We start from the raw sequence: 12,255 nt of genomic DNA, 5'->3' as shown, positions 1-12,255 counted from the left end.
CGTCAGATCACGCTGTTGCGCACGAACTCATCCCCGCGGTCGGGCCGGATGGGCTTGATCGACGCCACGGCCTCCCGTTCGAAGTCCAAGAGCCGCAGCCAATCCTCTTGCACGTCGCTCTTGGGGAAGATCTCGTTTTCCCGGTACTCGGCCTCGACGGCGCGCTTCAGGTCGTCGAGGGTCACCCCCTCTTCTCCCGAAGGGTTGGCGATCGCGCGTCGGATCGCCAGGTCCTTCGATCGATCCACCACCGATTTGAGCAGTGCGCCGCTCACGAGGTCCTTCCAGTAGAGCGTCTCCGAGCTGCCGTTGCGCATGAACACCTTGAGGAACTCGGTCTCCGTCGATCGGCGCCACAGGAACTCCACCGTGCCCTCGACCAGCTCCTTCCGGGCGCAGTCGATCTCGCCCTTGTTGCGCTTGACGACGAGCGGGTCGATCGGGATCCGGTCGTGGAGGTAGATGGCGAGAATCTGGGTCGAAGCGGCTTTGTCCGGACGGGAGACCTTGACCTTTCGATCGATTCTCTCGGGTCTCAGCACAGCCGGGTCGATGTAGTCGGGCCGGTTCGAGGTCAGCATGAGCACGACGTTCTCGAGGGCGACCAGTCCGTCCAGCTCGGCGCAGAACTGGGGGACCACGGTGTTGCTGATGTTCAGCCAGCGTCCGCTCGATCGGGTGCGGAGTACGGATTCGGCCTCGTCCATGAAGATGAACACGAGACGGCCCTCGGCAGCCTTCTCGCGCGCCGTCTGGAAGATCTCCCGCACGATCCGCTCGGTCTCCCCGAGCCACATGTTGAGGATCTTGGGGCCGCTGATCACCATGAAGTACTCCTTCACGTCGTGGCCCACGCGCTTGGCGTACTCCTTGGTGAGGTTGTGGGCCGTGGCCTTCCCGATCAGGGTTTTGCCGCAGCCCGGAGGTCCGTACAAGAGGATGCCCTTGACCGGCTTCTTGTCGAACTTGGCGTAAAGCTCGGGATGGAGAAGGGGCTGTTCGATGGTCTCGCGGATGAGGTGGATGGCCTCCTCCTGGCCGCCGACCTTCTCCCAGGGGATTTCGGGCACGTCTTCGAAGAAGTAATCGCGGGTCTCGCGCTTGGCGAAATGCTCCAGCGCGATCCTGCCGGTGGCGTCCAAGCGGACCTCGTCGCCCGAGGCAATCACCGTGTCCTGCAGCGCCGCGCTGCGCAGGACCAGCCGTCCCCCGTCGGTCCCGGGCGCGGCGGATTGAAGCCGCAGGCGCCCGTCTTCGAGAACCTCTCCCACCCGGGCCAGCGCGCCGTCCGATCCCGTCTCCACCGAGCCGACGACGGCGTAGGCGTCGTTGAGCCGAACGCGGGTTCCCGAGACGAGCGTTTCGGCATCGAGGGCGGGATCGACCTCCGCGACAAACTCGGTGTCCCCAAGCGCTACCTGGGCCCGGCCATCTTCGAGCCACCGAAGGAAGACGCCGACGCGGTTGGCCGGGGACGTGAGCTTGTTGTAGGCCTCCTCGTACTCTTGGATCAGCCGTTGCGTCTCCTCCCGGTCCCGCTCGTCTCGATCGACGGCTTCTCGGAGAGCCGCGAGAAGGTTGGCGGTCTTCGGATCCGAAGGAGGCTGCTCGAGAATCCGGTCGAGGATTTCACGGCTGGGAGAGGGAGAGGCGTCGGGCATATCTCATAGTACGCCGTCGCCTTCGCCGAGGTCGCTAGCCATCTTGGGCGAGGAGAGCGAGCCCGGCGAACACGGCGTCGATGGTGGCCTGCGCCGTCGCGGCGTGGGGATCGGATCCGGCCGGGCGCGATCCCTCGCCGGCCGCCTGGCAACCCTCTTTGGCGAGTTGGCACGACACGGCGACCGCCGCCGACTCTCCGTCGCCGGCGAGTTCCGCGGAGTCGATCGTGATCGTCACGCCTTCGACCACGCGCTCGAGGGCTTTGCTCGTCGCGAGTGCGATCGATTCCACTGGAGTGCGCCCCGCGCGGTGGTGCATGCCGCTGACCACGCTCGTACCCACTTTGAGGAAGACCGTCGTCAGAGCGTTCGGGGAACGCTCGTCGGTGTAGACCCCCACGACCTCGGGCTTCGGCCCGTGCTCCGCTTCGGATGCGAATGCGTCCGCGGGTACGAGGGTTTCTGGCGCGGCCGCAGAGGGTTGGGGTTTGAGGGAAAGGCACTCTTGGCTTGCCAGGTTGATCAAGTTGTCGAGGGTCGCGGCGAAATGGACGCTCTCCCGCTCCTTGGTCCGCTTGCCCCCCTTGAGGCCCACGGCGTAGGTGACGGGCTCGGACGCCTCGGGCACGGACGCCTCTTCCGTGCGGTCGAGCAGTTTCTGGCGAAGGGCCTCCGCCTCCTCGCGCGGGCGGACCGTTCCGACGGCGAACTCGTCTCCGCCGTAGCGCACGAGGACGTCGGTGCGCGGATCGGTGCACTCCTTCAACAACCGGGCGACCCGCGAGAGCACGCGGTCCCCCACGATATGCCCGTAGCGTTTGTTATAGCGGCCGAATTCGTTGAGGTCGATGAAGAGGATGCAGATCTCCTTGCCTTGGCGGAGCATGTCCACGCCCCATTCGCGCAAGCGGTCGCTCCAAGGGAGGTGGGTCAGCGGGTCCCACGACCGTCCCAGTTCTTGGAGGAGGAGGTTTGCGGTGGCCATGCCGAGAAAGCGGTCTCCGTCGACGACCGGCGCGTACTCGATGTGCTCCTTGACGAACAGATCCGCGACCTTGCGCACGGGAGTTCCCGCCTGGACAACCAATCCCAACGGCTCGATCGAGGCGCGGATCGGATCGAAATCGGGAGCGGCGGCGAGGCGCTCGCTGCTCACGGTTCCAATGAGGGCCCCGTCCTCGACCACGGCCAGCACACGCATGTGGTGACCCGCCATCAGCAGCCTCGCGGTTGCGGCGAGGTGCGTGGGGGCAACCCATACGGGGAGCAGTTGGAGGTCTTCGATGTTGAGCATCCGCGCAATGTTCGGACGTTCGAGAGAACGGCCCAATCCGTCCAGAGTGTATCAAGGTTCATGCCACAAAACCCCGGGTGGGCCGTTCGATCAGGCAAATCCACCGGGAAGGGTTATAGCGTTCGCTATAGTGATTGAAGCCGCCCGACGACGGCGTGCACGAAGGCGTCCTGCTCCTTCTGGAGCTCCGGATTTCGCCTCATCTCCTCGCCGAACTTCTCGGCGCGCAGGTACACGGCCGCGGGCTCTGCTCCCACCGCGCGCGCGACCTCGGCCTCGGGGAGCTGCGCCTCTCGGAGCAGCGTGTAGATCGCGAGCCGCTCGCGCGAGCACGACTCGGTCGGCGCCCACTCGGCCGCCGCGCCGAGCACGGCGCCCACGAGGTCCCATCCGCTGTTGTCCGCGAAGAACGGATTGACGATGCCGCACGCTTCGAGCACGCACCGGTCCGTGTTCCACTCGTTGCCGTGGAGTTTGAGGCGCATCAGCGCGCCGCGGAGCGTCCGCCCGTTGCCCCGGAGACCCTTGGCGAGCATCGCTTCGAGGCACGGCCCGATCGAGAGGTCGATCGAACGCGCGATCCGGTGGATGATCGTTCGCCGCTCGCCCACCTCGGGGGCGCCGAGGTGGGCGATCTCCCACTCACGGCCGCTTGGCAAGAACGCCCGCAACAGGCGCCCGGCGCGGTTTTCGGAGAACACGAGCATCGTGGGGCGGCCGGCGCGCACGCGCCGCTCCAGCGCCAGCTTGAACGGAATCCTCAGCCGGGCCCGCTCCATGGCCTCGTGCACGTTGTCCAGAAGCAGCGGGGCGGTGGGATCGACGGGCGAGGTCGAGGAGACCCATTCGCTCGCGTTGAGCACCCGGCACGCGCCGCGTCCGAGCTCCTTGCGGATCCGGGTCGCGGAGGCCTCCAGCAGGTGCGACTTGCCCCAGCCGCTCGGGCCCACCAGGGTCACGAAGGTCTGCAGGCCGGCGGAGAAGAGCAGCGCCGCCTCCACGGCCTGGATGTTCGAGGCGACCGTCGCATAGGTGTCGAAGGTCTGCGGTTCGTTGGCGAACAGCACGTCGGACAGGCCGGGGGACGCTACGCGGAAGCGGTTGGCGCCGGCCAGCGGCGATCGGCGCTCCGGCGGTTTGGTAACGCGGTTGTCGAGGACCCCCATCCCGCAGCTATTGTTGTGGATCGCCGCATCGCCCGTCAACCCCGAGTTTTTGACCTAATGTGCAATACGTTTCCAAAACTCCGCAAACGAGAAATTGGGGCTGTGGGAAGCGTTGTGGCAAGGCGCGCACGACGCCGGTCCGGCCTTGCCCAGCGAACGGGAAGGATCCAGGGCGTGGTCCAACCCGGGTCCGTGGCAGCTTTCACACCCGACATCGGCGAGTTGCGGGGTGTCGAGGCGCGATCGGAAGCCGCCTTCCCGGTCGAGTCCGGACACGTGGCAGCCGACACACTCCGGATCGCGCCCGTGTCCGTCGTCCTCGAGGGTCTTGAGCGCTCCGGCGTGCCCCGTCTTCTTCCACTTGGCGGCGGCCTCGGCATGGCACGAGCCGCATCGCGCGTTGCCCGCGAACTTGGGGCTCGGTCGCCGGTCGACCCGCTCGATGAGCTTCTCGTCGTCGACCCGTTGGAGGTAGCGCGCATAGATGCGCGCCGCGTCGGGGTCGTTTTCGAACGTGGGTCCGAGGGTCAGGGGCGAGTAATCGTGAAACGAACCCTCGCCCCAGACGAGTCGAACCACGTGCTTGCCCTGTTCGCCGGGTGTGGCGAGCACCGTTTCCCCGACGCGCTCGACGGTGGGGGGAGGCGATCCGGACGCGCGGTATTCGATCAAACGGAGTTCGGGGTGCCGCCGGGCGATCGCCCGCGCATCGTCCAGCGAGCCCTGGAGCAGGAGGACGGGGACCTTGTCGGAGGCGAGCGCGGCCGCCACGACCCCGCGCACCGCGGCGTCGGCGGCGAGCGGGCGCTCGCCGAGGGCCGACGCCAGCGCCTCGGGGTGCATGGAAACCCCGCCGACGAGGAACGGCCCCGCCTCGCGGGTGGAGGCGAGCGTGTTCGTCGGGGACGGCGCGATGCTGCTGCAGAGGAGGCGATCGGGGGCCAGGGTCTCGAGGGCCCTCACCAAACCCTTGCCACCGACCGCTTCGTCGGCGCCCAGATGGATGGCGTCGGCCCCCAAGAGGTTCATCGTTTCCGCGAGCGCTTGGGCTTTGAGCTCCTCTTGCCTCCCGGCTCCGCCGACCAGCCCCGAGTTTTCGAGAATCACCGACGGTCGCCCCGCGGTGAGCATCTTGATGGCCGCGGCGCGACGCCGAAGTCCCCCCGTCATCGGTTGCGTGCAGCCGCAGGGGGAGAGCATGCCGTCGGTGTCGCCGCCGAGCACCACCGTCCACTCGGGGGGCGCCTGGGGGACCATCGCGCAGGCCAGCGCCGCGGCGCCGGCCAGCAGCAGGGCTCTCACCGAACCACCGCGCGCACGGGAACGATCAACTTGGGCTGCTTGGGGTCGTTGGTCTCCACGATCAACGTCGTCGTGTAGTTGCCGAAGGGGACCTTTCCATCGAACTGGACGGTGACCAGATACTCCCAATCGTCCCGCACGGCCGTGTGCTCGAAGAAGAGGTTGGAACTGGGCGACGTGATCTTCAGGACTTTGAACCCCTGCCCTGGGCGGCTCACGAGGAACGAACCGCGGCGCGGGGCCTTGGGGATCTCCCCGAAATAAAGCTCGTCGGGAAGCGCCACGATGCCCTTCTGCGCGCTGAACGAGTAGTAGAGGGTCGGGAAGCGGTCGCTGTCCGTGTCGATGATCAGCGTCCCGTTGGAACGCCCCGGAGCCAGCGTGCCTTCGAGCTTGACGTCGTAGCGGTAGCCGGACCGTTGCGTGGCCGGCTCCCCGAGTTCCGGATCGGCGAGTTTTCCCGACCACGGCGTTTGCGCGACCTCGCCCGGCATGCCGTTGAGCCGTACGCCGGTGGGCTTGAAGTTCGCCTTCTCGTCCAGCGCCAGAAACACTTGGAATTCGGCGCCGTCCTGGGAAGCGATCACGACGGGGCCGCCCGGAGCGAGAAGGCGGTAGCGCGGGGTGACCCGCACGTTGATGGGAATCTCCTTGACGGGGAAGTCGGGATCGTTGGAGTACACGATCAGCCGCTTGTGGAGCGGGCCGACAAATTCGGTGGTGTCGATCATCGCCTGCATCAGCCGCGTGTCTCCGGCTTCGAGCACCGCGGCGGGCGTCGCGCTGAGGCAGCCGCAGTCGGGCCTCAGCTCGATCGACAGAGGGGCGTCGCCGCGATTGGTGATCTGGACGTTGAATCGGATGGGTTCCCCTTGAATCGCGGGCTCCTGGGGCAGCACGGGAGCGTCGATCCAGATCTGCGGATGGGCCGCTTGGATCTTCTCTCCCTTCAACACCAGCTTCCGAAGGGTCTCGCACAGCTCCAAGTTGGCGCGGGCCTTTCGGTACTCGACGATGGAGGGCGCATTGAGGCGGAACGTGGGCAGGTCGCTCCGGCCCATGAACGCCCCGAACTGGAGCGGATCCGCGGCCAGGCCGAAGTACGCCCCGATCGCATACCCAAGCTCGTTGTGCACGTCGGCGGCCTCGGTCGCCCTCGCGGGGTTGCCTCGCTCCAGGGCGATCACGGCCTCGAGCCGGGGCTGGTCGGGAGCGGCGGAAAAGAGGTGGGCGGCCCCGGCGGGCAGGGGCGAGCCCGCGGCCGGCGGGAGCGACTTCACGAACCGCACGCGGATGTCGGCGGGGGCGCCGGCGGTGATCGAGACTCCGGTGATGCCGCGTTGCCAGACCGACATCACGCGGTCCCGGACCTCCTCGAACTCCTTGCGGCGCGCCTCGGGGATCGTGCTCGCGTCGAACTCGAGCTTGATCACGCGTCGGGGCAGGGAAGCCGCCGCGGCGCGGGCCGCCGGGACGTCGCCCGCGGCGAGCGCCTCCTCGACGGCGAGGCAGGCCCGGTGAAATTCGGTACTGGCGCCGGGCTGGACCACGGGCACTTGGGTGAGGGTCGCGGCGATGAGGAACAGGAGTTGCGTCATGGAGAACCTGCTGAAGCTACCTGACGCGCAAATCGCGCGCGCGGTTCGCCCCGCCTGGCGCGCAGGTAGACTTCCCCTATGCTCGACATGTCGACGCATGAAGCGCTGTCCAGTGCTCGCGGGAGATTGGACGCTATCGGAGGTCATCTTTGACCTACCGAGACTTCGTCGTACGATAGCCGAGCTTCAGGAGAAGGCCGCCCAGCCCGACTTCTGGAACGATCCCGCCCAAGCCAACCGCGAACTCAAACAGCTCTCGCGCGCCCGTGGCGTCGTCGAGCCTTTCGACCGGCTCGTCAAGACCGAGTCGGACCTTCGCGAACTCTACGAACTCCTCGAGGGGGATCCGAGCGAGGACACGCGCAAAGACGCGGATGCGATGGCGCTGGAGTTTCTAGCGGAGCTTGAGATCCTCGAGTTCAAGACGTTGATGAGCGGCGAGTACGACGCCAACAACGCCCTCCTCGAGATCAACGCGGGGGCGGGTGGCGACGAGGCCTGCGATTGGGCGGCGATGTTGTTCCGCATGTACACGAGGTGGTTCCAACGCCGCGGGTTCGAGTACGAGATCCTCAACGAGACGCCGGGCGAGGTCACGGGTTACCGGACGATCAACCTGTTGGTGAAGGGGGAGAACGCCTACGGTTACCTGATGTCCGAGCACGGGGTGCACCGTTTGGTCCGCATCTCCCCCTTCGATGCCGCCGCCCGCCGCCATACGTCGTTCGCCAAGGTCGAAGTGCTGCCGGAAATCGAGGAAACGGAGGTGGACATCCAGCCGGACGACCTCAAAGTCGAGACGTTGCGTGCGGGAGGCGCGGGGGGCCAACACGTCAACAAGACCGAGAGCGCGGTTCGGATCACCCACCTGCCGACGGGCATCACGGTCCAGTGCCAGAACGAGCGCAGCCAGCACAAGAACCGCGCGAGCGCGATGACGGTCCTTGCCGCGCGCCTGGCTGCGCTGGGCAGGGAACAGAGCGACCAGGAGATGCGCAGGCTGCGCGGCGACGGCGGGTCCGCCGATTGGGGAAGGCAGATCCGCAGCTACGTGCTCCAGCCGTACACGATGGTCAAGGACCACCGGACCGGTGCGGAAACGGGCAACACGACCGGGGTGCTCGACGGCGATATCGATCTGTTCGTCGAGGCCTACCTCCGCAAGCCACCCGATCCCGACGCGTTCGTCGAGTAGGGACCCGTCGGCGATCGGAACTTGCGGCGAAGGGAATCGTAGGAACAAGTGGAGCGTTCTGGCGATCGATCACGGCGTGGCCTTCGGTTTGGATCGCGGTGATTGGTGTGTTAAGATCATGGTGACGTTTGCGCGACGCACCCAAGCCAAAAGATCGCGTGCTCCAAAAACCGCGTGGAGACTCCGCGCTGGACGGTGATGAAATTGAAGAAATTCTTCGTATTGCTCCTTCTCCTAGGCGCCTTGGCGGCTCTGACATTCGGCCAGGATGCGATTCCAGGGCAGATTCTCGTGAAGTTCCGGACGCCCACGTCGTGGGCGAACTACGCCGTGCACCGATCGGTGGGCGCACGCGTGGTTCAGAAGATGCCGCAGATCGGCGTGGAACTCGTGCAGGTGTCCCCCCGCATTCCCGTGGAGCGGGCTTTGGAGCGGTACCGCCGTTCGCCGGCGGTGGTCTATGCTGAGCCGAACTATCGGCGCTACCCGCTGTTCCGCCCCAACGACAGTCTCTACAGCCAGCAGTACGCGCCCATCCGCACGTTCGCGGAGCAGGGCTGGGACATCACGCGCGGGGATCCCTCGACGATCATCGCCGTGATCGACACGGGCATTCAGCTCGACCATCCCGACCTTCGGAACAAGATCGTTCCCGGCTACGACTTTTCGGACAACGACTCGGATCCGAGCGATTCGATCGGCCACGGGACGCACTGCTCGGGGATCGCGGCCGCGGACACCAACAACGGCATGGGCATCGCCGGGATGGGATTCAACTGCATGATCATGCCGCTGAAGATCTTCCCCAACTCCACCTCGGCCAACGTGATTCTTGCGGTCCTCCACGCGACCGATCACGGGGCGAAGGTGATCTCGATGAGCATCGGCAGCTACTTCGCGTCGCAGGCCGAAGACGACGCGATGAAGTACGCCGTCGAGCACGACGTGCTGCCGGTGGCGGCCGCGGGCAACGACAACGTCACGACGAAGCTCTATCCCGCGGGGTACGACAGCGTGCTCGCGGTTGGATCGACCGATCAGAACGACCAGAAGTCCGGATTCAGCAACTGGGGCGACTGGGTCGACGTGGCGGCGCCCGGGAGCCACATCTACAGCACCTATCTCAACTCGACCTACGTGTTCCAGGACGGCACGTCGATGGCGACGCCCTGCGTTGCGGGCTATGCCGGGCTGCTCTACTCCCATATCGGCGCGGACGCCACCGCCGCCGAGGTCCGGGCGGCGATCGAAAACAACTGCGACGACGTCGGCACGTGGCTCAAGTTCGGACGCATCAACGTGGCGCGTGGGTTGGCGGACGTCGTTCCTCCCGTCGAGACCGAGTTCCCGCCGGAAGAGATCGAGATGTATCTCGGCACGTCGTCGTCGGGCGACGTACCGGATGTCCTGCACAGCGATTCGCTCCGATTCTCCGTGCGGTCCACCTGGTCCAGCCTCGGCCAAGTGGCCGGCGCCGGCTTCAGCATGACGATGGGAGCGCCGCTGGAGAACGTGTCGAGTCTCTCGCTCGAAATCGAAGCGAACGGTCCCGCAGGCGGCACCGGGATGGTTTGGTTGTTCAACTGGAACACGAACCAGTACGACTTCTTCAAGGCGTTCCCGCTGTACACGACCGACCAGACTCAGAAGCTGAGGATCTACACGCCGGCGACCTACGTGTCCTCGACGGGGGAGGTGCGGGGGATCACCCGAGCCCACGTGCCGCTTCGGCGCATGTCGTGGTCGCCGTTCACGTACGCGATCAACGAGGTGAAGCTCTCGGCTCTGGTTCGGAACCGATAGGCGGGGGTGTTGCGGAGTCGCCGGGCAAGTTCCGGCGGCTCCCCCGCGTCTTCCAGGGGCCACAAGTCGTCCCTGTGCTTGTGCATTTCTCTTGCCGAAGAGAACTCTACGGCTTCCAGAGGCCTCTCATCTGGTGTAAAGTGAATGATCGATTCGATTTCACGCCCGCAGCTTTGCCGGGTGTGAAGGAGGCTGTACGTGCTTTTATCTAGATATCTCAGGACGCTGGCGATCGTCGGCGTGGTGGGCGTGGTCGGATTTGCCGGCGCCCAGCAGACCACCATCCGGCCGTTCAAACGGACCATCGGCCCGCGCGCGATCAAGGAATCGACCTACTCGGTGTTTCCTCAGATCGACGAGCGGATTCGGTTGGCGCCCGCGCGCCCCGAAAACCCGACTCCCGACTGGTGGAGAAAGCCCGACGAGGGGCGCAACACGTTGCCGGTCGGCGGTCTCCTCAACGAGACGCGCGGAAACGAGACGGCGCACTTTCCCGGCATCGGGTTCACGGGTTGGGTTCCGCCCGATCCCAACGAGGCCGTCGGCCCCGGCCACATCGTGCAGGTGGTCAACACCTCGATCGCCTTCTTCACGAAGACGGGCACCAAGTTGTTCGAACAGGGCATGGCGGGCGGCTCGGGCTTCTTCGGCTCCCTCGGCGCGGGCGCGTTCGTGTTCGACCCGAAGGCGTTTTACGATGCGGTCTCTCAGCGGTACTTCGTCGTCGCGCTCGAGCAGGATGACGGCTCCGCGACGAGCAAACTCCTGATCGCGGTTTCGGACGACAGCAACCCGTCCGGCAACTGGTACAAGTACCGCATCGAGGCGAAGCAGAACATCGGCGGCGCAGACACATGGCTCGACTATCCGGGCTGGGCCGGCAACAAAGACGCGATCGTGTGCACGGGCAACCAGTTCACGTTCGGGACGAATCAGTTCCGCGGCGCGTCGGTGACCGTCATGACGAAGGCCCCGATGCTTTCGGGCGGCGCCCCGACCATCTCCTACTTCATCGACAACGGATTCACGATCCAGCCGGGCCGGACGTGGGACCCGGCCGCCGACCGGATCTACGGAGCGTGCGAGCTGAACAACAACAGCCTCAAGCTCTACGCGATCACGAACCTGACGTCGAGCCCGGTCATCACGACCCGTTCGCTGACGGTGCCGACCTACTCGCCTCCGACCGGTCCTGCGCCCAGCACGGGCGGCAACGTGCTCGACACGCTGGCGTTCCGCATCATGAACGCGTACTACCGGGCCGGCAAGTTCGTCTGCACGCACTCGATCGCCAAGAGCGCCGGCAGCCCGGACACGATGGTGCGCTGGTACGAGATCTCGATGAACGGCTGGCCGACGTCGGGGAACCCCTCGCTGGTCCAGTCGGGCAACGTTCAGCCGCCCAGCGGGCAGAACTACTTCATGCCCGCCGTCAACACGAACGTGCTCGGGGACATCTCGCTCATCTTCACGCGTTCGAGCTCGTCGATCACGGCGGACGTGATGTACGCGGGCCGCAAGGCCTCGGATCCGCCCGGCGCGATGGGGCAGCCGCAGCTGCTGGCCTCCAGCACGGGCAACTACGCGCAGTACCGATGGGGCGACTACTTCGACGTGTCCGTCGACCCGCTTGACGACACGCGGTTCTGGGGTACGGCGATGATCGCCCAGGGCGGCGTCTGGCTCTCGACGATCCACACGTGGCTGATCAGTCAGCCCGGTTCGGGCGGCGGCGGCGGCGGCACGGCCATCGACCCCACTTCGATCGTCATGATTCAGGGCACGGGCTCGTCGGGAGACGTCACCTCGGTGAAGCTCTCGGACGATGTGTACTTCAACGTCACGTCGGCGTCGCAGGCTGGCCTTGGCCAGATCGGCGCGGCCCAGCTCAGCTTCACGATCCCCTCCGGCACGGTCAACACGCTGCGCGCGAAGATCGAGGCGGTTGGTGTGACGGGCTCGACCGGCATGGTGTGGCTCTACAACTTCAACACGGGGCAGTTCGACCACATCAAGTCGTTCCCGGTGAAGGGATCGGGCAACTCCGCGGCGTCGATTCCGCTGGATCTCAAGTCGCAGTACATGTCGTCCTCTCGCGAGGTGCGCATGGCGGTGCGCGGCTTGGTTCCGGAGCGACGGGGTTCGATGCCTCCGAGCTTCACCCTTCGGCTCGACCAGGTTCAGCTGATCCTGAACTAGCGGCCGAAGCAAGCACGACAGCCAGAGAGGGCCGCGG

The 12,255-nt window shown here is 66.1% G+C and carries 8 protein-coding genes; 3 read left to right on the top strand and 5 right to left on the bottom strand.

The window, feature by feature from the left end; genetic code table 11:
* Positions 1-2: 2 nt before the first annotated feature.
* The 5 genes from M9921_02610 to M9921_02590 form a co-directional block, all read right to left on the bottom strand.
* Complete coding sequence (locus M9921_02610; protein MCO5295724.1) at positions 3-1,661, bottom strand: AAA family ATPase; 1,659 nt, start codon at positions 1,659-1,661, stop codon at positions 3-5.
* Positions 1,662-1,695: 34 nt separating this feature from the next.
* On the bottom strand, positions 1,696-2,955 hold the full coding sequence (locus M9921_02605; GenBank protein ID MCO5295723.1) for a diguanylate cyclase: 1,260 nt from the start codon (positions 2,953-2,955) through the stop codon (positions 1,696-1,698).
* A gap of 125 nt (positions 2,956-3,080) precedes the next feature.
* Positions 3,081-4,121 carry a hypothetical protein gene (locus M9921_02600; protein ID MCO5295722.1) on the bottom strand — a complete coding sequence of 347 codons (1,041 nt, stop codon included), beginning with the start codon at positions 4,119-4,121 and terminating at the stop codon, positions 3,081-3,083.
* 54 nt (positions 4,122-4,175) lie between these two features.
* Positions 4,176-5,423 (bottom strand): hypothetical protein, encoded by a 1,248-nt coding sequence (locus tag M9921_02595; protein MCO5295721.1) that lies wholly within the window; start codon positions 5,421-5,423, stop codon positions 4,176-4,178.
* Complete coding sequence (locus M9921_02590; protein ID MCO5295720.1) at positions 5,420-7,021, bottom strand: DUF1573 domain-containing protein; 1,602 nt, start codon at positions 7,019-7,021, stop codon at positions 5,420-5,422. Before M9921_02590 ends, M9921_02595 begins: the two co-directional genes overlap by 4 nt.
* Before the next feature lie 97 nt (positions 7,022-7,118).
* Between M9921_02590 and prfB the strand changes: the two genes are divergently transcribed.
* From prfB to M9921_02575, 3 genes are all read left to right on the top strand, one after another.
* A complete protein-coding gene (gene prfB, locus M9921_02585) occupies positions 7,119-8,216 on the top strand; it encodes a peptide chain release factor 2 (protein ID MCO5295719.1) in 1,098 nt (365 codons plus the stop codon).
* Positions 8,217-8,414: 198 nt separating this feature from the next.
* Complete coding sequence (locus tag M9921_02580) at positions 8,415-10,019, top strand: S8 family peptidase (GenBank protein ID MCO5295718.1); 1,605 nt, start codon at positions 8,415-8,417, stop codon at positions 10,017-10,019.
* Between the two features lie 198 nt (positions 10,020-10,217).
* Complete coding sequence (locus M9921_02575) at positions 10,218-12,218, top strand: hypothetical protein (protein MCO5295717.1); 2,001 nt, start codon at positions 10,218-10,220, stop codon at positions 12,216-12,218.
* Positions 12,219-12,255: the final 37 nt, after the last annotated feature.

It is taken from the genome of Fimbriimonadaceae bacterium (assembly GCA_023957775.1).
In the GTDB taxonomy this organism is placed as follows: Bacteria; Armatimonadota; Fimbriimonadia; order Fimbriimonadales; family Fimbriimonadaceae; genus JAMLGR01.
This window is presented reverse-complemented; position numbering and strand designations above follow the sequence as displayed.